The organism is Hufsiella arboris (assembly GCF_009834875.1).
Taxonomy (GTDB): domain Bacteria; phylum Bacteroidota; class Bacteroidia; order Sphingobacteriales; family Sphingobacteriaceae; genus Hufsiella_A; species Hufsiella_A arboris.
Genome location: NZ_WVHT01000006.1, coordinates 290257 through 313961, shown reverse-complemented (window position 1 = coordinate 313961; position 23705 = coordinate 290257). Strand labels below are relative to the sequence as shown.

General features: G+C 40.3%; 24 protein-coding genes and 1 riboswitch. Of the genes, 11 read left to right on the top strand and 13 right to left on the bottom strand.

Annotated elements, in window-relative coordinates; genetic code table 11:
- Positions 1 to 3: 3 nt before the first annotated feature.
- Both GS399_RS14495 and GS399_RS14490 read left to right on the top strand, forming a co-directional pair.
- Entirely contained in the window at positions 4 to 1017 is a 1014-nt protein-coding gene (locus tag GS399_RS14495; protein ID WP_160845358.1) for a PorP/SprF family type IX secretion system membrane protein, read from the top strand.
- A 9-nt stretch (positions 1018 to 1026) separates the two neighbouring features.
- Positions 1027 to 2958: an OmpA family protein gene (locus tag GS399_RS14490; protein WP_160845357.1), complete on the top strand. Its 1932-nt coding sequence runs from the start codon at positions 1027 to 1029 to the stop codon at positions 2956 to 2958.
- A 58-nt stretch (positions 2959 to 3016) separates the two neighbouring features.
- Here GS399_RS14490 and GS399_RS14485 read toward each other — a convergent pair whose 3' ends face one another.
- The 4 genes from GS399_RS14485 to GS399_RS14470 all read right to left on the bottom strand — a co-directional run bounded on the left by GS399_RS14485 (position 3017) and on the right by GS399_RS14470 (position 8198).
- Positions 3017 to 4255, bottom strand: coding sequence for a homoserine dehydrogenase (locus GS399_RS14485; RefSeq protein WP_160845356.1), 1239 nt, complete (start codon positions 4253 to 4255; stop codon positions 3017 to 3019).
- 1 nt (position 4256) lies between these two features.
- Positions 4257 to 5318 carry a homoserine O-acetyltransferase family protein gene (locus GS399_RS14480; protein WP_160845355.1) on the bottom strand — a complete coding sequence of 354 codons (1062 nt, stop codon included), beginning with the start codon at positions 5316 to 5318 and terminating at the stop codon, positions 4257 to 4259.
- A gap of 14 nt (positions 5319 to 5332) precedes the next feature.
- Entirely contained in the window at positions 5333 to 6634 is a 1302-nt protein-coding gene (locus GS399_RS14475; protein ID WP_160845354.1) for an O-acetylhomoserine aminocarboxypropyltransferase/cysteine synthase family protein, read from the bottom strand.
- Positions 6635 to 6862: 228 nt separating this feature from the next.
- Positions 6863 to 6973, bottom strand: a riboswitch (SAM riboswitch).
- 97 nt (positions 6974 to 7070) lie between these two features.
- Complete coding sequence (locus tag GS399_RS14470) at positions 7071 to 8198, bottom strand: trans-sulfuration enzyme family protein (RefSeq protein ID WP_160845353.1); 1128 nt, start codon at positions 8196 to 8198, stop codon at positions 7071 to 7073.
- 104 nt (positions 8199 to 8302) lie between these two features.
- On the opposite strand from GS399_RS14470, the gene GS399_RS14465 reads away from it, so the two are divergent.
- From GS399_RS14465 to GS399_RS14445, 5 genes are all read left to right on the top strand, one after another.
- Positions 8303 to 9439, top strand: a complete 1137-nt coding sequence (locus tag GS399_RS14465; protein ID WP_160845352.1) for an AI-2E family transporter — start codon at positions 8303 to 8305, stop codon at positions 9437 to 9439.
- A gap of 231 nt (positions 9440 to 9670) precedes the next feature.
- A complete protein-coding gene (gene cobA / locus GS399_RS14460) occupies positions 9671 to 10465 on the top strand; it encodes a uroporphyrinogen-III C-methyltransferase (protein WP_160845351.1) in 795 nt (264 codons plus the stop codon).
- Positions 10466 to 10556: 91 nt separating this feature from the next.
- Positions 10557 to 11750 carry an aminofutalosine synthase MqnE gene (gene mqnE, locus GS399_RS14455; RefSeq protein ID WP_160845350.1) on the top strand — a complete coding sequence of 398 codons (1194 nt, stop codon included), beginning with the start codon at positions 10557 to 10559 and terminating at the stop codon, positions 11748 to 11750.
- 49 nt (positions 11751 to 11799) lie between these two features.
- Positions 11800 to 12477 (top strand): histidine phosphatase family protein, encoded by a 678-nt coding sequence (locus GS399_RS14450; RefSeq protein ID WP_160845349.1) that lies wholly within the window; start codon positions 11800 to 11802, stop codon positions 12475 to 12477.
- Positions 12464 to 13189 (top strand): menaquinone biosynthetic enzyme MqnA/MqnD family protein, encoded by a 726-nt coding sequence (locus GS399_RS14445; RefSeq protein WP_160845348.1) that lies wholly within the window; start codon positions 12464 to 12466, stop codon positions 13187 to 13189. Before GS399_RS14450 ends, GS399_RS14445 begins: the two co-directional genes overlap by 14 nt.
- A 216-nt stretch (positions 13190 to 13405) precedes the next feature.
- On the opposite strand, the gene GS399_RS14440 is transcribed toward GS399_RS14445, so the two are convergent.
- The 5 genes from GS399_RS14440 to ribD form a co-directional block, all read right to left on the bottom strand.
- Entirely contained in the window at positions 13406 to 13624 is a 219-nt protein-coding gene (locus tag GS399_RS14440; RefSeq protein WP_160845347.1) for a hypothetical protein, read from the bottom strand.
- A 125-nt stretch (positions 13625 to 13749) separates the two neighbouring features.
- Positions 13750 to 14610 carry a nucleoside phosphorylase gene (locus tag GS399_RS14435; protein WP_160845346.1) on the bottom strand — a complete coding sequence of 287 codons (861 nt, stop codon included), beginning with the start codon at positions 14608 to 14610 and terminating at the stop codon, positions 13750 to 13752.
- 3 nt (positions 14611 to 14613) lie between these two features.
- On the bottom strand, positions 14614 to 15228 hold the full coding sequence (locus GS399_RS14430) for an IMPACT family protein (RefSeq protein WP_202409468.1): 615 nt from the start codon (positions 15226 to 15228) through the stop codon (positions 14614 to 14616).
- Complete coding sequence (locus GS399_RS14425) at positions 15228 to 16031, bottom strand: EamA/RhaT family transporter (RefSeq protein ID WP_237487954.1); 804 nt, start codon at positions 16029 to 16031, stop codon at positions 15228 to 15230. Before GS399_RS14425 ends, GS399_RS14430 begins: the two co-directional genes overlap by 1 nt.
- 53 nt (positions 16032 to 16084) lie before the next feature.
- Positions 16085 to 17137 (bottom strand): bifunctional diaminohydroxyphosphoribosylaminopyrimidine deaminase/5-amino-6-(5-phosphoribosylamino)uracil reductase RibD, encoded by a 1053-nt coding sequence (gene ribD / locus GS399_RS14420; protein WP_160845344.1) that lies wholly within the window; start codon positions 17135 to 17137, stop codon positions 16085 to 16087.
- An 83-nt stretch (positions 17138 to 17220) separates the two neighbouring features.
- On the opposite strand from ribD, the gene prmC reads away from it, so the two are divergent.
- A complete protein-coding gene (gene prmC, locus GS399_RS14415; protein ID WP_160845343.1) occupies positions 17221 to 18087 on the top strand; it encodes a peptide chain release factor N(5)-glutamine methyltransferase in 867 nt (288 codons plus the stop codon).
- Positions 18088 to 18102: 15 nt separating this feature from the next.
- Here prmC and xerD read toward each other — a convergent pair whose 3' ends face one another.
- On the bottom strand, positions 18103 to 18999 hold the full coding sequence (xerD, locus tag GS399_RS14410; protein ID WP_160845342.1) for a site-specific tyrosine recombinase XerD: 897 nt from the start codon (positions 18997 to 18999) through the stop codon (positions 18103 to 18105).
- Positions 19000 to 19050: 51 nt separating this feature from the next.
- Between xerD and aroQ the strand changes: the two genes are divergently transcribed.
- Positions 19051 to 19470 (top strand): type II 3-dehydroquinate dehydratase, encoded by a 420-nt coding sequence (gene aroQ / locus GS399_RS14405; RefSeq protein WP_160845341.1) that lies wholly within the window; start codon positions 19051 to 19053, stop codon positions 19468 to 19470.
- Between the two features lie 8 nt (positions 19471 to 19478).
- Here aroQ and murI read toward each other — a convergent pair whose 3' ends face one another.
- On the bottom strand, positions 19479 to 20306 hold the full coding sequence (murI, locus tag GS399_RS14400; RefSeq protein WP_160845340.1) for a glutamate racemase: 828 nt from the start codon (positions 20304 to 20306) through the stop codon (positions 19479 to 19481).
- Complete coding sequence (locus tag GS399_RS14395) at positions 20303 to 20593, bottom strand: YciI family protein (protein ID WP_160845339.1); 291 nt, start codon at positions 20591 to 20593, stop codon at positions 20303 to 20305. Before GS399_RS14395 ends, murI begins: the two co-directional genes overlap by 4 nt.
- A gap of 223 nt (positions 20594 to 20816) precedes the next feature.
- Between GS399_RS14395 and GS399_RS14390 the strand changes: the two genes are divergently transcribed.
- Together GS399_RS14390 and GS399_RS14385 are read left to right on the top strand one after the other, a co-directional pair.
- Complete coding sequence (locus tag GS399_RS14390; RefSeq protein WP_160845338.1) at positions 20817 to 22214, top strand: DUF4403 family protein; 1398 nt, start codon at positions 20817 to 20819, stop codon at positions 22212 to 22214.
- A 225-nt stretch (positions 22215 to 22439) separates the two neighbouring features.
- Entirely contained in the window at positions 22440 to 22721 is a 282-nt protein-coding gene (locus GS399_RS14385) for a hypothetical protein (RefSeq protein WP_160845337.1), read from the top strand.
- A gap of 191 nt (positions 22722 to 22912) precedes the next feature.
- On the opposite strand, the gene cobA (GS399_RS14380) is transcribed toward GS399_RS14385, so the two are convergent.
- Positions 22913 to 23647: a uroporphyrinogen-III C-methyltransferase gene (gene cobA / locus GS399_RS14380; protein ID WP_160845336.1), complete on the bottom strand. Its 735-nt coding sequence runs from the start codon at positions 23645 to 23647 to the stop codon at positions 22913 to 22915.
- Between the last annotated feature and the right edge of the window lie 58 nt (positions 23648 to 23705).

The window sequence follows — 23705 nt, the reverse complement described above, 5'->3', positions numbered from 1 at the left end:
AGGATGAAATTAAAAAGGAAAAGGGAATGGGTACTGGGTATTTTAATGACCGTTGGTTGTGTAAAGACTTCTACGGCTCAGCAAAATATCCAATTTACTCAATACATTTTCAACTCGTTAAGCATTAATCCCGCCTACGCGGGTTATAAAGAAGAGTGGTTCGTTCAAACTGCTATGCGCGCACAGTGGGTTGGGATCGAAGGATCGCCGAAAACCGGCCAGGTTTCAATTGACGGAGTGGCAGATCCTGATACTAAAAGAATGGGACTGGGCCTTCAAATTACGGCAGATAAACTGGGTCCGCAATCTGTTTCATCCATTTACGCTAACTACGCTTACCGGATCCAGATGGACGATGACGATACTAAGCGTTTAAGTTTTGGACTTGCAGCCGGTTTCGCTCAGTATACACTCGATGGTTCGATGATCAATACTGTTAGCGGAACCGACCTCGCTTTACCAACAGGCAAGATCAGCGATTTTGTGCCTGATTTTCGCTTTGGAGTTTATTATTATAGTCCGACATGGTACGCAGGCGCTTCGGTAATGGACATGCTTTCCGGCGGCAACTCGCGAAGTGTCTTATTTAAGAACGCATTAAACACCTTAAATCTGGGCCGGACAAGACATCTGTATTTTATGACAGGTGCTATGCTTAATCTTTCAGACGGATTTATGCTTCGCCCGAGTTTGCTGGTTAAAGAAGACTTTAAAGGCCCGACAAGTTTGGACCTGAACGCGATGTTTATTTTCGGAACGCAGTTTTGGATAGGAGGATCGTATCGTACCGGTGTTAAAATTTGGAACAAGAATTACCTCGCGAATCAATCGCTAAGTAATTTGAATTCCCTATCAGCCCTGGCGCAGGTTTATGTTTCTGAACGGATCCGGATTGGCTACTCGTATGATTATGTCATCAGTCAGTTAAGCGATGTTCAAAACGGATCACATGAGATAACGTTGGGTTTTACATTTCCTAATAAACGCGACCGTTATTTAAGTCCAAGGTTTTTTTAATATAAATATATGAAAAACAGATACTTATTAGCTTTTATTTTATTAATTGGTTCATTAAGAGTTTTAGCTCAGGAACAATTGAGTTACATTCAAAAAGCAGATCAATACTATAAAGAATATCAGTATTCTAAGGCTTCGCCGATTTATTTAAGATACGCAGAGTCATCGAAAAAAGTGCGAATTAAAGTATTGGAAAAGCTCGCCGACTGTTACCGTAAAATGAATCAGTACGAAAAAGCTGAGGAGTGGTATGGAAAACTCACCGAAAATTCTAAAAGTGATGTAAGAAATCTGGTTTTGTACGGTCAGGTTTTAAAAGCTAATGGGCATTATAAGGAAGCGAAAACAGCCTTTCAGCAATATCTAGCCAAAACGGGCGATACAAAAAATGTGATTGCTGATATGGCAGGTTGCGACTCTGCACTGGTATGGCTTGATAACCCTACTCCGGTGTTTAAGTTACGAAATGAAGATGCTATAAATACCAAGTTGTCAGAGTTTTCTGTATTTCCAGTTGGAGATAAAATTTACTACACCGGTGAGCCTGATTCTGCAAGTTCTAATCTTGAATATGGATGGACAGGAAAATCATATTTGAAAATTTTCACCGCAAAAAGAGCAGATAATAATATACTTTCTGAACCAATGATGGTTGGGCCAGAGATAAATAACTTAGATAAATATCATATCGGGCCAATTAGCAGCAATCGTTCCGGAGATAAGTGGTTCATTACCCGTTCGTCAGGAAACGATGGTTTAACGACAAAGGAATCCGGTCAAAAATATCGCACGCACAACCTTGGACTATTTATTTATACAAAAACTGATGGCAAATGGCAGGAACCCAAGGCGTTTAAGTATAATAATGTAAAGAAATATTCAATTGGCCATGCTTCATTAAGTGCAGATGAGAAAGTACTATATTTTGTATCAAACATGCCTGGAGGTTATGGTGGAACAGATATTTGGTTCTCGCAACTTCAGGATGATGGGAGCTGGGGTAAACCTCAGAATGCAGGTGCACAGATCAATTCAAACGGAGATGAGAAGTTTCCGGAAATGGCTGCTGACGGCACTTTATATTTTTCCAGTGACGGCCTGCCCGGTATGGGCGGTTTAGATGTGTTCTCAGCCAAGGGAAGCACGGATAAGTGGACGAAACCTGTAAATATGCAATATCCTGTTAATTCGCCAGGGGATGATTTCGCTTTTATTACCGTTAATGGCCAGGATAATGGTTTCGTGTCATCGAACAGGAGCGGTGGTATGGGAGGCGATGATATTTATTCCTTCCAAAAAATTGATTATACGCCGGTTGTTATTGCATTAGAAGGTCATGTTTATAATAAAAAAACCGGAGAGCCTTTGCTGAATTCATTAGTTAATTTGTCGGATAAGGTGACATCTAAGACAGACGAAAACGGCTATTTCAGGTTTGATCTAGATAAGAATAGCAATTACACAGTTAGCGGTAGTGCAAAAGGGTTTTACGCAGATTCGGCGAACTTAAACACACAGGGAATTAATAAGTCAAAAGTTATGAACGTTGACTTAAAACTGGAACCACTCGAGCTTGCTGTTGGCAAGAAAATCAATCTTAAAAATATTTATTACGACTTCGATAAAACGGTAATTCGACATGATGCCGCAAAAGTTTTGGATGAACTGGTGCAAATCATGAAAGAGAATCCAACACTTAAAATTGAGCTGGCTTCTCACACGGATTCAAGAGGTGTTGATATTTATAACCTTGATCTGTCTCAGCGCAGGGCGAAATCTGCCGTTAATTACATAATTTCCAAAGGTATCAGCAGTGATCGTTTAAAAGCAAAAGGCTACGGCGAAACGAAATTGCTTAATCGCTGCGCCAACGGTGTCAAATGCACGAAAGCCGATCACCAGTTAAATCGTCGTACGGAATTCACAATCCTTGAATATTAGGGGAGAAACAAAAAGGGTGTTATTTAAACACCCTTTTTGCATTGATATGCTGCTAACTTTAAAATACTGATTCAATTGATTCCAGCGTTTGCTGATGTTCTATTGCGATATTTTTGTTTCCTATTTCGGCTATAAAAATGCCTTCTTTGCTCAATTCTTCAGCATTGTCGAGGATATTTTGGAGTGAGACAGTGCCTATTAAGTAGTTAAAGTTGTGCGTGAATAAACGCTCTGAAATATCTTCAAAGCCAAGCAGTTTAATGATTTTTTCATCCTGATAGCGGAGATAAACATTTACCAGAAAGGCATTAGTTAATTCAGGTGCACGTGGCTGATGATATTTCTTGTATTCGTAATGATAATCGTACCTAAGCGCGGCAATATCAGAAAGTACAGCAGAGCCCGTAGGGTGACCGCCAGCGCCTTTTCCAAAAAAGAATTGCTGGTCAGCGAAAGCCGCCTGAACAATAACACCATTGTATTCATTTTCTACATTATAAAGAAAATCTTCCGGCTGAATTAGTTTAGGCAAAACGTATAGCACGACCTGCTGATCATTTATCTTACGCGCCGTTGGTATGAGTTTTATTTTATAGCCTTTCTCTTTTGCATACCGTATGTCTTTTTCTGACAAATTTTGGATACCGATGTTTATTACATCGTCAGGATTGATAATCAGTCCATATGCATGGGCCGTAGCGATTACCAGCTTAAACTTTGCGTCGAATCCGCCAACATCCAGTGTTGGATCTGTCTCCGCGAAGCCCAAATCCTGCGCTTGCTTTAAGGCGGTATTGTAATTTAAATTTTCTGAAAAAACCTTTGAGAGTATGTAATTCGAAGATCCATTGAAAATTCCTCGAACAGAGTACAAAAGTTCATTGTCATAGTATTCTTCAAGATTTCTTATGATAGGAATGCTTCCGCAAACTGCACCTTCGTAAAGTAGAGAACCGCCAAATTCCTCCTGAAGGTCAATAAGTTCTTCCAGGTGATTTGCGATCATTTTCTTGTTGGCTGAAACTACATTTTTCCCTTTTGTTAATGCCACAGAAACAATTTCAAACGCGGCTTCAGCATCGTTGATTAATTCAATAACCGTATTTATTGCCGGGTCATTCAGAATTTCTTTTGCGTTAGTAGTAAACAATTCAGACGGCAGGCTGCGCTGTTTTTCGGGGTGTTTAATAGCTATTTTTTTTATTTCAAGATTAAGGTCTTTTGTGCGTATAATGTCGTATAGTCCCTGCCCGACAACTCCGAATCCGAATAAACCTATTGTAAGTTTTTTTGCCATATTAAGCGATCTTATGTAGTGTTCTGATGTCCTTTTCTTCGGGAGATTGCTTTAAAAAAGCAGCCATCTCCCTGGTTAATAATTCTGTTTCAACTAAAAATCCATCATGGCCATAGAAGGAATCAATCTCCACGTAGTCTGCATTTGGGATATGCTTAGCTAAATACTTCTGTTCGTCTGGTGGAAAAAGTAAATCTGATCTGACACCAACAACTAAAGTCTGAGATTCAACCAAACGCAGAGCATATTCAATACTTTCACGCTTTCTACCTAAATTATGACTATCCATAGCTTTTGTTAAGTACCAGTAACTAAACGCATTATACCTAATAACTAATTTATCTCCCTGGTGATTTTGATAGGATGATGCTCTGAAATCATCTTTTTTATCTGTTGAAATTTCTTGCTGTGAAATTCCGTATGTCTCATACGTTCTATAGGAAAGAAGGGCCATACTTCTGGCTGCTTTGAGACCTTTTTTGCCACCGTCTGCTGAATTAGCATAAAAAGTACGATCGGCAGCTATAGCAAGACGCTGACTTTCATTATTTGCAATACCCCACGGCGAGTGGAAGGCATTCGTTGCAAGCAAAATCAATTTTTTTATTTTTTTGGGTTTTTCTATCGCCCATTCAAGAGCCTGTTGTCCACCCAGTGATCCTCCGATTAAAACCTGGATTGTCTGGATGGAAAGATGATCGGCCAGAATCTGGTGGATCAGCGCCATGTCCTTCACCGTAAATTGCGGAAAAGACAGGAAATAAGAACTGCCCGTAGCCGGATTAATGCTTAACGGATTGGTTGTGCCGTATGGTGAACCTAAGGTGTTTGGACAGATAATGAAGTAATCTTTGGGATTAAAAAGGTCATTGTCACCAAATAACCCTTTCCACCAGTCAAATACATCAGAATTGGCAGTAAGAGCGTGACAAACCCAGACGACGTTATCTTTTTTCTTGTTTAATGTGCCATACGTGTGATAAGCGATTTCAAGATTTTGAATGCTTTTACCACTTTCTAATTTAAGCGACTTGTTATGTTTATAGAGATGAAAGTTACTCATTCGTATCTGGTAAATTAAAGCTGGGAAAATGCCTGTTCGAGGTCGGCTTTGATGTCGTCTATATGCTCTATCCCGGCGGCAATTCTTAACTGATTTGGTTTTACACCGGCGGCAAGCTGTTCTGATTCGGATAATTGCTGATGTGTTGTGGCTGAGGGCTGAATGATCAAACTTTTCGCGTCTCCAACGTTGGCAAGGTGGCTGATTAATTTTAAACTGTCGACGAGCTTTGTTGCACTTTCTTTTCCTCCTTTCACTTCAAAAGATAGTACGGCTCCAAAACCGTTTTTTAGGTATTTTTTCGCGTTAGCATGGTATGGACTGTCTTCCAGGCCCGGATAGTACACTTTTTCAACTTTCGGATGATCTTTGAGCCATTTGGCAAGTTCCAGTGCATTGTCAACGTGACGCTGAACACGCAGAGACAGTGTTTCAAGTCCCTGTAAAAACAAAAATGCGTTAAATGGTGCCAGGGAAGGACCTAAATCCCGTAAGCCGTCAACCCGTGCGCGAATGATAAATTGTATATTCCCGAACGGGCCGTTAAATCCAAACACGTCATTAAAAACTAAACCATGGTATCCTTCCGAAGGCTCAGTGAACTGAGGGAATTTTCCATTACCCCAATTATAGGTTCCGGCGTCAACAATTACACCGCCAATGCTATTCCCGTGGCCGCCGATCCATTTAGTGGCAGACTGTACAACAATGTGTGCTCCGTGCTCGATCGGCCTGAAAAGATAGCCAGCCGCGCCGAATGTATTATCTACAATTAATGGAATATCAAATTTTCTGGACAATGCCGCCAATTTTTCAAAATCGGGAACGCTGAATTCTGGGTTTCCAATTGTTTCGACGTATATAGCCTTGGTTTTTTCATCAATCAATTTCTCAAAACTGTCAGCGTTATCGCCTTCGGCAAACCTTACGTCAATTCCCAGTCTTTTAAATGCTACTTTGAACTGATTGTAAGTTCCTCCATAGAGAAATGAAGAAGAGACGAAGTTGTCGCCAACCTGCAAAATATTATTTAAAGCAATAAACTGAGCTGCCTGGCCGGACGAAACGGCTAATGCAGCAACACCACCTTCAAGCGCCGCAATACGTTTTTCAAAAACATCATTGGTGGGATTCATGATCCGTGAGTAGATATTTCCAAATTCTTTAAGCGCGAAAAGATTTGCGCCATGCTCAGAATTTTTAAAAACATACGATGTTGTTTGATAAATAGGCACGGCCCTGGATCCTGTAGTTGGATCGGCTTCCTGACCTGCGTGAATTTGTAGTGTTTCGAATTTATAGTTTGTTGCTGACATATTTTAAGATTTTAGTGATTTGAACTTTAAGTTTGGTGGGAACAACGATTGAAGTTATTCCTTAATGCATCAGGCATTAATCTTTCATGCGACTATGAAAGAAGCGTTAACAGCAGCAGCAAGCGCACATGGAATATCGACGGCAATGATATATCGCGTCTGTTGTGCGTGTTTTGAAGGGAGTTGTTCCCCGTAACGGAGAGATTTCTTTTTTATTCATGGTTTTAAAATTTATAGCTTCCCTAAAAATTCCGGGAAAGGAATTGGCACCTTCTGAAGTCAGACTTCAGGGTTGCCAGTGGGTCATAGAGCCTGTCTCTCGCCACTTCTTTATAAATCAAAGACCTTTTTACGGGTTATTGATAGATTGGTTTAATCGCCAAATAATGTTTCAAATATATTTAGTTAGATCGCTATTTGCAAAATTAAATTTTTATCAGTTTTTCAACGTTCTGATTGCCAGTGATATATCTTCCACCAGATCGTCGATATTTTCCAGCCCAACGGACACTCTTAACAGATTAACGGGCGTTTTTGTATCCGGACCTTCAACCGATGCGCGATGTTCGATGAGGCTTTCGACACCACCCAAGCTGGTTGCCTGTGTGAATATCTTAGTCGCATTGGCAACCTTTTTCGCTGCTTGTTCGTCGCCTTTAACCAAAAACGACAGCATTCCACCAAAGCCATTCATTTGCGAAGCAGCCACCGAATGATTTTCGTGGCTTGGCAGACCAGGATAAAAAACAGCTTCAATATCGTCGTGCGTGCTTAAAAATTCGGCTAGTTTTTGCGCATTTTCTACGTGCCCTTTCATTCGATACGGCAGAGTTTTAATGCCGCGAACAGTCATATAGCAATCAAAAGGAGAGGGTACTGCACCCGATAATCCCTGGATATCACGTATACGCTGCCAGAAATCAGATTTTTCTTTTGTGATTAATGCACCTCCCAAGACATCGCTGTGTCCGCCTAAATATTTAGTTGTTGAATGCATTACCAAATCGGCGTCTAAAAGTAAGGGACTTTGTAAAACAGGAGTGGCAAACGTATTATCACAGCAGACAAAAATTCCTTGTTCTTTTGCAAGTTTGGTAATTGATCTGATGTCTGTAATTTTTAACAATGGATTAGACGGTGTTTCGATCCATATTAATCGCGTTTCAGGCTTTATTGCGGCCTTAATATTTTCAATAGCTGATTGATCAACGAAGTCGACCGTTAAAATACCCTGATAAACCTGGAGCAGCAAGTTTCTTAAGCCATGGTACATATCAGAAGGGGCAATTACATGACTTCCGGGCTTTAAGGCCTGGAAAACCGATCCACCCGCTGCATTGCCTGACGAGAAGGCACAGGCATCTGCCCCGTTCTCTAATTTTGCAAGCACATCTTCAAGCGAAGCTCTATTAGGATTATCAGAACGTGTGTAAATATAGCCTCCGGGATAATCACCGTCAGCACCGCGCTCAAATGTTGTTGAAAGCGTAATTGGCTGTATTGCTGCCTTCGTAGTCTCATCGATTCTGTTCCCGGAATGTATGGCGATAGTTTCTAACTTCATAACTAATTTTTACAGATGGGCATAGTTATTAAATCTTAATTAAAACACCAAGTATTAATGAAACGATGTTGTTAAAGTATTGTTAACAGATAAATCATCTTCCCATGAACGAATTGCCGCTAACCGTTAAACGATCTGTTGAATTACTTGGACTTTGCCTTCTTGGTTTGCTTGTAGTTTTAGGAAATAGTATTGTAATGCCATTGCTGATGGCATTTTTTATGAGTGTTGTATTGCTTCCAATTTACAGGAAGCTGCGAAAAAAAAGAATTCCAGAGGTATTGGCGATAGTTCTGTCGATTTTATGTCTCGCCATTTTAGTAGGGTTAATAGTTTATTTCCTTTCCACGCAGATCGGGATTATGGTAAGGGATTTTCCACAAATTAAGGCTAACGTAAACAACCATCTTACTTCATTAAGTAACTGGATAAGCAGGCTAACGCACTATTCTACAAAAGAGCAGATTCAGATTATTAATGAGCAGAATAATAAACTAATGGATTTCGCCGGCAGCTTTTTAAGTACCACAGCAGGCTCCGTTTCTTCCGTTCTGGTGTTTGTAGGGCTTTTGCCTATCTACATTTTCCTTATGATGTTTTATAAGAATCTTCTTTTACGGTTTATTTTCATGTGGTTTAAACCCGAGGATCATAAAAAAGTGGAGGATTCGATGCGTGAAACCGAAAATATAATCAAAAGCTACCTGGTTGGCCTGTTGATACAAGTTACATACATGACGATCTTGCTTGGCGGTATACTGATGATTATCGGTATAAAGCACGCATTGCTGATAGGTGTCATTTTCGCGATTCTGAACTTGATACCCTACATCGGCGCCTTGTTCGGAAACATTATTGCCGTGCTGCTAACATTGTCGTCATCTAATGAACTATGGCCTGTTATTACAGTCCTTCTGGTTATTGCGGGCGTTCAGTTTCTCGATAATAATATCCTGATGCCAAGAATAGTAGGCTCTAAAGTCAGAATAAATGCCTTAGGAACGCTTGTAGGAGTTTTCGTCGGCGGTTTACTTGCAGGAGTATCAGGTATGTTTTTATCCCTTCCAACCATCGCCGTATTAAAAGTTATTTTCGACAGGACCGAATCTTTTAAACAATGGGGAGTTTTACTTGGAGATGAAAAACCAGAGAATAGCCCGATGACAACCCCAGAATTACGAAGTACCAGCGATGAGGTGCAACACGAACTAAAAGAGGAGAGTTCTAAAAAACCTTTGTAAACAATGCTTAAAAAGAATTAAAAAATATTTTTATAGATAATCTATTAAGTTGATAGATTTTATATATTTGTGACATGGTATCAAATAAAACACACGGCAAGTTCAATTACATGATTATGTGCAATACTTGTTGTTCGCGGTATCGTTTATAAAGAAGAGTATAATTAATCATAGTTTAAAAGCCTCTTCTGCTACAGAAGAGGCTTTTTTATCATATAAAAGTTTTATAAAATGATTTTATCAGCACAATCAACTACAGTAAAAGAGCCGAAGATTACATTAGTTGGCGCAGGGCCGGGAGATCCGGAACTAATCAGTTTGAAAGGCATCAATGCTATTAAATCCGCAGATGTAATTTTATACGACGCGAATATTGATAAGAGTTTATTGGATTATGCACCTGAGCATGCAACTAAAATATTTGTCGGCAGCCCGGTTGATGACGATACCTATTCGCAGGAAACTGTTAACAAGCTTATCATCGACTACGCTTTAAATTTCGGCCATGTTGTCCGGTTAAAAACAGGCGATCTGTTCGTTTTCGGCCGTGGATATGAAGAACTTGATAATGCAGCATCTTACAGCATTCAAACCGAAATTATCCCCGGCATTTCCAGCGCTGTTTCAGTTCCCGGGCTTCAGGGAGTTCCGGTTACACATCGTGGTATGAGTGATAGCCTATGGATTATTTCAGCTACTGATTCTAAAGGGAATTTATCGCCGGATTTATATACAGCTGCAAAGACCGATGCAACGGTTGTTATTATGCTTGGTATCGAAAAGGTAGCTGAAATCGTCGGAATTTATCAAAAAGAGGGCAGAAGCCGCATGCCGGTGGCAGTCATTCAGCACGGCTCAACAAAGGATGAAAAGGTTGTTGTTGGTAATATAAAGACTATTGCTGAAGCCGTCGAAGAAAAAAATATTGGATCGCCCGCTTTGATCGTTATTGGCGCCGTAGTAGGATTACATCCATTGTTTCAGCCGATTAGAGAGTTTTACGAAGCACAGGAAATAGCGTTATAACGAGCCGCAGGTTCTCGACCGCCAACTTTGTTACAACATCGTGATAAATGATTTATCTTCATTATTGTATTTTTGTTGCAAACAATAATGAATGGCCGCTGAATATACCCTTAATGTTTTGCTGAGCGATCCCAATCTATCAGCCGAACTTAAATACATAGCCGAGAAAGTTAAAAACAGCCAGCGAATTACTTTTGACGAAGGTGTGTTGCTATATGAAAAAGGCGAACTTGCTTTTGTTGGGACACTTGCCAACTATATTCGCGAAAAACGACACGGCGATAACACCTATTTCAATCGCAACTTTCATATTGAGCCCACCAATCTTTGTGTTTACGATTGCAAATTCTGCTCATACTCCCGTCTGTTAAAGCAACGGTCGGAAGGTTGGGAATATAGCATGGAGGAGATGCTTGATATCGTAAAAAAATACGATGGGCAGCCGGTTACCGAAGTACATATCGTGGGAGGCGTTTTGCCACAGTACGACGCTCCTTTTTATGCCGAACTTTTTAGAAAGATACACATTCACAGGCCAGAGCTTCACGTAAAAGCGTTAACGCCTGTCGAATATCATTACATCTTCAAGAAAGCCAAAATCAGCTACACTGAGGGTATGAGAATGATGAAGGAGGCAGGGCTAGACTCAATTCCCGGAGGTGGCGCTGAAATTTTCCATCCTGAAATTCGCGAACAGATTTCGAAAGATAAATGTACAGCGGATCAATGGCTGGACATTCACGAGGAATGGCATAAGCTGGGAATGCGGTCAAATGCCACCATGCTTTATGGCCATATCGAAGAGTTTTGGCACCGTGTTGATCACATGGAACGACTAAGACAGTTGCAGGATCGTACCGGAGGATTTCAAACCTTTATACCGTTGAAATTTAGAAACCAGGATAACCAGATGTCGCATGTTCCTGAATCGACAGTTACAGAAGATTTAAGGAACTACGCTATCGCACGTATTTACCTGGATAATTTTGACCACATTAAAGCTTATTGGGCAATGATTAGCCGGAATACCGCGCAATTAGCGTTAAATTTTGGTGTTGATGATATTGATGGGACTTTGGATGACACTACCAAGATTTATTCAATGGCTGGCGCTGAAGAACAAAAGCCTGGTATGAGCACCCGTGAACTTGTCGAGCTGATCAAACAGGTTGGAAGAAAGCCAATTGAGCGCGATACACTCTACAATGTTGTAACAGATTACTCTGATTTTGAGTTTGCGGATGATGAAAAGCCCAAATTTTACAAGCTTCCGATTATCTCCTGAGTTCTGCTACACTTACATATTAACCGGCTAATAACCGTATTAAATCATAATGACTGAATCAAACTCCCAAAACAACCAACGTGCCCTGAAAACTATTTACATCATCCGCCATGGCGAAACAGATCTGAACAAACGTGGAATTGTGCAGGGCAGGGGAATGAATACGGATTTGAATGAAACAGGCAGAATGCAGGGGGAAGCGTTTTATCAGATGTACAAAAATGTGCCTTTTGATAAGCTTTACACATCGACGCTTAAGCGTACACATCAAACGGTACAACATTTTATTGACGACGGAATTCCATGGATTCAATACGCTGGTTTAGATGAGCTGGCATGGGGAGTTTTTGAAGGCCAGGAAAGTACGGAAGATACCAGGTCGGCTTTTAGGGCGATGATGAAAAGCTGGAAAGATGGCGATCTTCAGTTGAAATTTGATCAGGGTGAAAGTCCGCTTGATGTGAAGGAGCGTCAATTGGAGATTCTCGAAAACCTGATTGAAAAAAATGATGACAAAACAATCCTGATATGTATGCACGGCCGTGCAATGCGCCTCTTTCTTTGCCTGCTGACAGACGAGCCGCTTTATAATATGGATAAATTTCCGCATCAAAATACTACGTTATATAAGGTTGAATACGATGGAACTCGCTTTACAATCGTCGAATTTAACAACACCGATCATTTAAAGAATTTACAGACTAAAAAGAAAAGTGAGCAAGATTAGAATATCAGCCGTTTCCTATACAAATACCAAGCCTTTTGTTTACGGATTATTAAAGCACCCGGAATTTTTAGAGAAAATTGATTTAAGCCTCGACATACCTGCCGAATGCGCACAGAAACTAATTGACGATAAAGCAGATATCGGCCTCGTTCCTGTTGCCGCGTTGTTGAAAATACCTGATTATCATATTATTTCAGATTATTGCATTGGCGCAGTAGGGCCGGTCAATTCAGTTTTTATCTTCAGTAGCAAACCGATCGAAGACATCCAAACAATACGGTTAGATAAACAATCAAGAACTTCCAATAATCTTGCCCGAGTATTACTGAAAAACTACTGGAAGAAACATCCGGCTATCGTAGAAACTGCAGAAGCTGACGCGTTCGTTGAGATCGGCGACCGTACATTCGGCAAGAAAGGTAGTTATGCGTACGAGTATGACCTGGCTGAAGAATGGATGAAATTTACAGGGTTGCCATTTGCGTTTGCTGTTTGGGCTTCAAATAAACCGGTTTCTAATTCTTTTGTCACCGAATTTAACGAAGTGCTGAAATTTGGATTAAATCATCGAAAGGAAGTAATTGCAGAACTGCCAAAGCGTAATGACTTTGACTTGGATGATTATCTCATGAGCCGTATCGATTATGATCTGACTGCCGAAAAACGGGAAGCTTTGAATAGATTTTTGACGATGGTAAAGGAGCTGGATTAGCTGTCAGAATCAAGAACAGCTGTTTGTGTTTTATTCAAATAAACATTAGCGGTGAACTTAGCATAAATCACCCAACCACTTATGAATAAAAATAATCCAAGGAATAACAGCTTTAAAAAATTGTTTAGCCTCTTCATAAAAAATTTATAAGTAAGACGCAAATTGCTACCGAAAAGTAACAGCGCTTATAAATTTTTTTTAAAGAGGCTAAGTTCTTCAGTACGGGCGATCAATTTCAGATCCTCTTAGTTCACCAAGTGGATCATCGTCGTCTTCGTCATCGTCTACATAATCATCTTCCTCAACAATATCTTCGTCATCGGTTTCTATTTCATCTTCGTCAAAGTCTGCTTTGTCGTCCTCGATAATATCATCATCTTCGAAGTCGTCGTCATCATCAATTTCATAGCCATCAGGTGGATCGGGAATCATCATTTTAAAAAAATCAACAAGTCTGTTGCTGGCGGGAGTTGGGAGGATTAAAGCTTTCATAGTCTGGTTTTTTTAACATGAACAAAAATTGCAAATAGCGGTTTGTCACATTTTAAAAATTAGCAAAGTTATAATTTTTCGAGTACGTGCTTAATTGCCTGATCGACAACTTTATATGGCTTTTTGCTAAATTCTAATTTAGCTCTGCTTGCTAAAATTGCGTTAACTGACAATGCTTTGTGATTTAATATGCCGGCAAGCGCGTAAATTCCGGCGGTTTCCATTTCCAGGTTGGTTACCCTGGTGCCTTGGTAATTGAACGACTGGAAAATTTCAATAAAATTTTTAAAAACGTTTTTTGCTCTGACCTCGCGGCCCTGTGGCGCATAAAACCCTGGGGCGGTAAGCGTGATTCCTTTAATTAAACCGTCGCCTATTTTTTCAAGTAAGTTTGAGTTACAAGACGCAACATAAGGCTCGGGCAACTGAAAGCTTTGGACATGCTGTTTTAAGCTTTGTGCTAAACCATCATCCTTTTCCGATAGATCTGAAACATAAAATGTCATCAAGTTGTCCAGGCCCAAAGCATATTCGGAAACAAGGATGCTGTCGATTGGTATATCGGGTTGGATAGTTCCAGATGTACCAATACGTACTATTTCCAATCTGGTAAGGTCTGGCTTAACGGTACGTGTTTTAAAATCGATGTTAACCAGTGCGTCAAGCTCATTAAAAACGATGTCGATGTTGTCTGTGCCAATTCCCGTTGAAACAACTGTTATACGCTTGCTGCCGATGTAGCCGGTATGAGTGATGAATTCTCGTTTCCCCTTTTTTACTTCAATGCGATCAAAGTATTTGCTGACATCGCCGACTCTTTCCGGATCGCCGACAGTGATTATCGTCTCTGCTATATCTTCAGGTAAAAGGTTCAAATGGTAAATGCTGCCATCTGCATTTAAGATTAAATCGGTTTCTGCTATCATCATAATTTAGCAAGTTGTCAGGTATTGTGCTTTAACATCTTCGAGTTTCTCCAATCGCGATAAAATTGAATTTATCCGCGATTTACGGATTTCTGTTTCCAATGAACATTCGCTGCTATAGGCGGGGTTTATTACGGACAGATCTTCATCTTTTAGGAGTTTCATAACATCGTTCATCCTGTCGTATGAAAAGTTGATCCTGTAACGATCATTTACCGTTTTTTCAATGGTCTGCGCTGATTTAAGCGCTTCGGTAGTCGCATTTTTATAGGCGTTTATCAAACCTGGCACTCCTAGCAGCGTTCCCCCGAAATAGCGCACTACAACCACCAGCACATTCGTTAAGTCGTTTGATAAAAGCGTGTTTAAAATAGGCCTGCCAGCAGTTCCCGAAGGTTCGCCATCATCGTTAAATTTAAATATAGAACGATCGGGTGAAAGACGAAGCGCCCAGCAGTGATGGTTTGCCTTCGGGTGCAGAGACCGTAAAGTTTTTAGAATTTCGCGAGCCTCCAGTTCATTTTTAACCGGATAAGCAAAGCCAATAAATTTGCTTCCTTTATCCCGAAAGATGCCCTCGGAAACGGATGCGATAGTTTTATAAGTATCTTCAAAAAGCATCAGGAAAAAGATAAGATAATTATTGAAATTAAGGCTAAAGCAATTCCGACTTTGTTAAGCGTGCTTAATTTTTCTTTAAAAATAATCAGGCCGACAAGTGCTCCAATCGCGATGACACCAATATTCATTGACGTGAAAATCAGCGATGGCCGTGCCGACTCTGCCTGGTGCGCTTTCAGATAGAATAAAATGTTACCGAAATTAAACAGGCCCAAAATCAACCCGCAAAAAACGTTTATCCAATGAAACCTGATTTTCTTAGCTAAAAATAATGAGACAAGAATAATCATAGAAATGATGAACGATAGGAGATAGATGTAAAGCAATGAACTGGTATATGGAACAGTTTTGTTTAGGGCAACTTGTTTAAAAAGTACATCTATGAGGCCCATTCCAATAAAAACGGTCAGTAACAAGATTATTGAATAGCTGGAATTTTCATTTCTCGTTGATTTCTCGGTCCAGGGGATTGAGCAGACAACTGCTGTTAATCCAACGATGATTCCGGTAAGCTTTAAGGCGTTAAGTGATTCTCCGAAGAAAAAAAATGAAGCCAGCAACGGAACAAATAATGATAGTCGTTGTGCGACATCCGTTCTGACGATTCCTGTAAAGCGTATTGCTAAGCCAATAATCATGAAAAGTGAGGGCAGTAAAATCCCAAGAAGAAGATAGATCGAGAGCGGCCCACTGGTTACTGAAACACCCAAATTTGGGCGGAAGAAAACGAGCGTCAATAAAATTGCAGCCAGGTAATTCCAGGTTACAGCCTGAGATATATCGATTTGGTATCGTTTGGCCATTTTAAGTAAAACAGATACGACGACACTGCAGCAAATGCTTAGAAAAACGTAAATCATGAATTCGGAGCGTAATATATTTTTAAGAAATCGGTATCTATCGGGTCGGTTGTTTGAAGTATCCCATCAATTTGCGGGGCTTTTATGCCATTTGCCCAACTAGCGTTCGAGGTAAATATCCTGGCTTCATCCCACAGATTATTTTCGATAAAGGTCTTGAGCGTTTTTATACCGCCCTCAATTATTATTGATTGGACGTCCATCAGGTAAAGCTGGTACAAAATCAGCTGAGGCAGATAATGATCAAAGTTTTCTACTTCCAGAAACTTAATATGACCCTGTATATCAGTTTTCTTTGAATTGAATACAATGGTTTCGGCGGCGTCGTTAAACAGGTTTAAGCTATCGTTTAGCGATAGGTCTTTATCGATAACGATCCGTTTTGGATTTTTTCCCGACCATTCACGTACGGTCAGTTCCGGATTATCGATTCGGGCCGTGTTGAAGCCAACCAGGATAGCATCTTCTTCAGAACGCCATTTATGAGCTAATTTTTTTGAAGCTGCAGAGCTAATCCAGCGCTGACTGCCATCCTCAGGAGCGAAGTAATTATCGCTGGTTTGTGCCCATTTTAGAATAACATAAGGACGCTGCTTTTTTACGCGAGTAAAGAAACGGCGGTTTATCCATTTACAATCATTCTCAAGAACTCCCACTGTTACCTTAATGCCGGCAGCTTGTAACTTCTCAATACCTTTGCCGTCCACCGCATCAAACGGATCACGACAGCCAATCACAACGTTTGGAATTTCATGCCTTATGATCAGATCTGCACATGGTGGTGTTTTCCCAAAATGTGCACAAGGTTCGAGTGAAACATAAATCGTTGCTTCTTTGAGGAGTTCCGCTGCATTTTCGTGGTTTTTTAAAACACCGTTTACTGCATTTACTTCGGCATGAGGACCGCCGAACTGCTGGTGAAATCCTTCGCCTATAATCCGATCCTGGTGAACGATCACCGCGCCAACCATGGGATTTGGACTAACATTTCCCGCGGCAAGCAAAGCCAGTTCAATACAGCGATTCATGTATTTTTCGTGATCGATCATTGCGCAAATGTAAGTAATGCAACGATCAGAAGTTTAAAATTAACCGGTAACTCCAATTGTTGCTGATATCTTATTTTTGGCAAATGATTTTCCGGCAGATAGAGACATCCTTCATTGAAACGTTGCAGAATTTATATGATAGAGAAGAAGCCCTGCAAATCGCCCGTTATGCTATAGAGCATGTTACCGGCCTTGATAAGGCCATGATGCTGGCAAAGCGGGACGATAAAGCCTCGGAAGCGCATTCCGGACGGCTTTTCAATGTCTTGGGGCAGCTTAAAACAGGCCGGCCTTTGCAATATATTATCGGCGAAGCGGATTTCTATGGTTTGAAATTTAAAGTAACTGAGGCGGTTTTAATACCACGCCCAGAGACAGAAGAACTTGTTGCCTGGATTGCTGACGAAATACAGGAGTTTCCTGGTTTTGCGGAAAGAAAGATTAAAGTACTCGATATCGGAACCGGCAGCGGCTGTATTCCGGTCAGCCTCAAAAGCGTGGGTCCCCAGCTCGAAATATCTGCAATTGATATTTCAGAGGCGGCTTTAGAAATCGCTAAAAAGAATGCGGATATTAATAACGTAAATGTCGATTTTTTTGAATCGGATATTTTAAATCCGGACAGCTTTATTGCACAACCTTACACACTGATTGTAAGCAATCCGCCATACATAACGGATTCGGAAAAGTCGTCAATGCATCACAATGTTTTGCAGTTTGAGCCTTCTACCGCCCTGTTTGTTCCTGACGACGATCCGCTGCTGTTTTACCGGGCAATCGCTGATTTTGCTTTTATCAATCTCGAAACAAACGGCCGGCTTTTTTTTGAAATAAATGAACATTTCGGAAAAGAAGTATCTGATATGCTTTCACAAAAAGGATTTAAGGACGTTGTTTTGCGGAAAGATATTAACGGAAAAGACAGGATGATTAAAGCTAGCCGTTTGTAAACGTTAAACTGGCTGTTAGCTTCTTGGATGGTATTGCGTGATTACCTGCTTTAAATAGTTACGGTCAAGATGCGTGTAAATTTCCGTTGTCGTGATACTTTCATGGCCGAGCATGTCCTGTACTGCGCGTAAGTCGGCGCCTCCTTCAACGAGGTGAGTGGCAAAAGAATGCCGGAAAGTGTGCGGACTTATCGTTTTTTTTAGTCCTGCCTTCGCAGCAAGATCTTTTATAATTATAAAAATCATCACGCGGGAAAGGGGTGAACCGCGACGGTTTAAAAAGAGGAAATCTTCAGCTCCTTTGGAAACTTCAACAGATTTACGTATCTCTTCTTTATAAATCATCAGATACCTTATCGCCTCACCTCCGATAGGAACAAGTCGCTCTTTATTTCCTTTACCGATTATTTTGATAAACTCGACATCAAGAAATAAATTAGACATTTTAAGGTTTACCAGCTCCGAAACGCGCAGGCCGCAACTATATAAAACTTCCAGTAAAGCTTTGTTCCGCATTCCTTCTGGCGAGGAAAGATCAATGCCTCCGATAAGCTTGTCGATTTCTTCAACGCTTAAAACGTCGGGAAGCTTTTTGCTGAGTTTCGGTGTCTCGATTAATGAAGCGGGATCAATTGTGATCATTTCTTCCAGCATCATGAATTTAAAAAAGCTCTTAATGCCTGAAATGATGCGTGCTTGCGAGGAAGGTAACACACCAAGTTCGTTGATCCAGATAAGGAAATTCTTTAAATCCGATTTCAGTAATTCGGTGGGTTTTTTTGAACCAATAGTTTCAGCGTATTGCCTAAGTTTTTCAACATCCCTTAAATAGGCTTCCAGCGTATTTGGCGATGCTGATCGTTCCAAACGTAAGTAGGCTTTGAATCCTTTGATAGTGCTTTCCCAGCTCAATGTTTTTGTTTTTATGTAAGTTTGAAGCTTGATTGTTACAACCACAGCTCAATGAAAATACAAATAATTAACGGCCCTAATTTAAACCTTCTCGGAGTTCGCGAAAAATCAATTTATGGAGATGCCAGCTTTGACGGATACCTGGAAGGCTTGCGTTCTCAATATGCCGATATCGAAATAAGCTATTTTCAGAGCAATGTAGAGGGCGAAATCATCAATAAGCTCCATGAAATTGGATTTAGCTTCGAAGGTATTATTCTAAATGCCGGAGGCTATACCCATACCTCAGTTGCTATAGCTGATGCGATTGCCGGCATAAACACCCCGGTAGTAGAAGTTCATATTTCTAACATTTATGCCCGCGAGGAATTCAGGCACGTATCATTAACCGGCAAAAATTGCAAGGGCGTTTTAACAGGCTTCGGTTTAAACGGTTACAAACTCGCGATAGAAAGTTTACTTTCTAAGTAACTGCCGGCTTACTGAACTTCCAGGTGCTCGCAGCTAATTTGGCTTCCGAAAAAAATTGCCCCTTTTTTATCAAATTCCTCTACGGATTCTGTTGTGTAAAAGGAGTAATTTCCATTTTTGCTACATAATCCTTCAATCTCGGGATGTCTCACTAAATAATCAGCGAGCTTTTCCGCTACAATTTCACCCTGCGAGATCAGTCTGATAGAATCAGGGATATATTGCATGATTTTGTTTATAAGCAATGGATAATGCGTGCAGCCGAGAATGACCGTATCTATGTCACCCGATTGATTTAACAGGTTATCCATGTGCTGTTTAATGAAATAGTCAGCCCCTGGCTTTTGGTGTTCATTATTTTCAACTAATGGAACCCACATCGGGCAAGCCTCCTGGAATACCTGGATATCAGGATAAAAATGCGATATTTCAATAGGATAGGAGCGCGACGAAACTGTTCCGTTTGTCGCCAGGATACCGACAGACCGGCTTTGTGTTAAATCGCCCACTATTTCGGTTGTTGGCCGGATAACTCCAAGCACTCGTCTGGTATCAGAAAGTTGCGGCAGATTTTTTTGCTGGATGCTCCTCAACGCCTTCGCCGACGCTGTGTTACATGCCAAAACAACTAACCTGCAGCCTTTATCAAATAACTGTTGAACACACTGCCAGGTATATTGATAAACCGTTTCAAAAGACCGGTTACCGTAGGGTACGCGAGCATTATCGCCTAAATAAATGTAATCGTATTGGGGGAGTTTTTTTAGAATCTCTTTGAATACAGTTAAACCGCCATATCCTGAGTCAAAAATGCCTATCGGAAACTTTTCACTCATACATCAGCTAGTTTAAACGGCCTTATGTCAATGTTTTCCCAAACTTTCATGGTAAGATAGGGTTCAGATTCTTTCCACTTATCAACTTCACTTTCTGAATCGAATTGCAAAACCATCATCGAACCGATCATTTTGTCGTGCTCGTCAAGTACGGCACCGCCGGAAATAAAATTTCCGGTTAGTTTTAGCCTCCTGGCATTTTCAAAATGTAAAGGACGAGCCTTAAGACGTCGTTCCAAGGCATTTTCATCGGTAAAATCTTTGGCTGTAATAAGATACTGTTTCATTTAAATTACTCTGACTATGATATAACACCAGGCTGCAATAAACAGTATTCCTAATGCATATTTGATCCATTTTTTTTGATTCTCCGTGAATCGTTTAAAATAATAGGTTCCAAAAATCCCGATAATCAAAAAGATAAAAGGTGTAATGCTCATGATTTACAAAGCGCTGATTGATTATGCTTAAAATCAATCTTATCTTCGCTCGCTTTTTTGTACAAACATAATGAAACGTAATTTTATATTTTTTTTAGGTTCAGCTATTTTGATCCTTTCATCCTGCGCAACATCCAAAAAGATTGCTGCGTTAAAGCCGGCGGCCAGCTATAACACGGGTAATGTGGTTTATGACAAGCAATTGTCCTACGTTAATCTACCTGTAGAGATTTCGGTGACTGATATACAAAGCCAAACCAACAAATATTTGAACGGGTTGATCTATGAAGATAATAATCTGGAAGGAGACAACCTGATTATGAAAGTTTGGAAGCAGGCTCCAATCGTAGTAAACGAAAAAAACGGCAAACTTCAGATTGAAATTCCGTTGAAGATTTGGGCCAGGGTACGATATGGAATTGAAAAGTTCGGCTTGTCTGCCTACGATACACGTGACCTCGGCCTTAACGGTAAAGTTAAATTAAGCACAACCGCCAACCTATCGAACTGGAAATTGAACACAACGACAAGTATTGACGCAATTGAGTGGAATGAAAGCCCGTCAATATTAATAGCGGGACGTAGCGTGCCGATAACTTACCTGGTAAATCCTGCTATTTCTTTATTAAAAGGGCGTTTGGCTACAATGATTGACCAAACGATCGAGCAGTCGCTTGACATTAAACCGTACGTGATCTCTGCACTTCAGGAAGTTAGTAAGCCAATGGAGGTAAGCACTGAGTATCATACATGGTTTGGTATGCAGCCACTGGAATTATATGCTACGAAGGCAACTATTGCAAATAAAAAAATTACGGTTAACCTCGGTATGAAAGCTTATCTTGAAACGACAGTAGGATCGCAGCCGACTTTAAAATTCGACGCTAACAAGTTACAATTGATGGCAGTTGATAAAATGCCTAGCGAGTTCAGTGCTAATATCGCGGGTGTCGTAAAATATGCTAATGCTTCAGAGTTGATGCAAAAGAATTTCGCAGGCCAGAAATTTGAATCGGGGAGTCGTTCGGTAACAATTAACAAAATTGATTTATGGGGCAAGGATGATAAACTGGTTGTTCAAGCTACAATGGCTGGTTCAGTTAACGGTGATTTTTATTTATCAGGGATACCAAAATATAACGCCGAAACTAAAGAAGTTTACCTCGACCAGGTTGATTTTGTTCTCGATTCAAAAAATAAATTATTGAGAGCCGGCGACTGGCTAGTTCACGGAATAATCGCTAAGAAAATTCAGGACAATTGTAAGTTTTCGATTGCCGAACAATTGCAGGATGGACAAAAAACGATGGCTACTTATTTATCTAATTACCAACCGGTGCCAGGTGTAAAAGTTAATGGCTCGATGACTCAGTTAGCTCCAAACAAGATCTTTCTTACGCCTAATGCGATTGTCGCTATGATCGCGGCTAAAGGGAAAGTTGCAATAGCGATTGATGGATTGAAATAATGCCGTACACTCTTGCGTACACTTTCTGATAATATATACAGCAGGATGACCTGTTTTTGTAAAGTATCAAGTTTTTGCATGTAATATTTTTAAGTAACTAGCTTTTTTGTTGAAATATGTGAAATTATTTCACGATTTGTTTGAATTATTCGTTTTATAGATTGTTCGGTTTTATATTTGATAATGGATTAAACGCTCCGTTTGAAATTTTTAATTACGATCACTATGAAATTAAAAGAAGTGTTGCTTAAAGGAATCAGTTTCAACGAATTATTAAAACAATTCGCTGTTGATCAGTCAGATTTTACTATTCAGGACGAAGAAATGATTTTATCTAATCAAGAAAAGTCCTGCAAAGAAATTTTTAAGGAGCGTGTTTTAATCCAGGCAAGAAATAATGCCGGAACATTATTGAATTTTTTCGGAACGCTACATTACAATTTATTAGATCAGCTTGCAGTTTTTGAACCTGATTATGTAGAGCAAAACTCTGTAGCTGCAGCTTAAAAAAATAAGCCGGAGGCTAAAAGCATCCGGCTCTACATCTACCTATGAAAAACATGCCTCTTTGGTGAGGCATTTTTTTTAATACAAACCAGGTGCCAACTCAAATTGTCGCTTGCCAATGTCCTTTAAAAGCTAAGCGTTTGAAATTCTGAGTTTTATTATCCCTTTGGTGTAGAAAAATGGGTAAATAATTACACAGAATCGGTTGGAATATTAACTACTTGTCCGATAATAATGATCGCTGGGTGGGTTAAGTGATTTTCGCCAATAATCGTTTCCAAATCTTTCACGAGGCCTTTCGCCGCTTTTTGATTCGGTAACGAAGCATGCTGGATAATTGCTACCGGCGTTTCGCCTTTTCCGTTCGCAATGTAGGCCTGTGCGATGTATCCGGCTTTTTTCATCCCCATGTAGATAATTACAGTCGTATTACTCTGCATAGCAAGTGCTAAATCCGCAGACAAAGAACCATCTTTTTTCGTACCGGTTACAATCCACATTCCCTCACTTAAAGCGCGATGAGTAAGCGGTATATCATTCATGCCGGCTGTTTGCATACTGGTAATGCCCGGAATAAATTGTGTTTTTATGCCATGCTTTCGTGCAAACAGCACTTCTTCAAAGCCACGGCCGAAAATGAAGGGGTCGCCGCCTTTTAAACGAACAACCTGGCCTTTTTCGAAAGCTTTGGTTTTAATTAACTCGTGAATATCTTCCTGCGGCGTGTAACTACCATACGGATGTTTTCCAACATAAATTTTTTCGCAATCAGCTGGGGCAAGGTCTAATAACGATTTATTGGCCAAATTGTCATAAAGAATAACTTTTGCCTGTTGTAATATCTTATAGCCTTTTACCGTAATTAGGTCGGGATCACCAGGTCCCGCTCCAACTATGTACAGTTCTGGAGTTTTTTTATCGTTCATTGTTATTTATACAAGACGCTTTCAACCTGTCTTGCTGGAATAATTAACGCAGGCCACT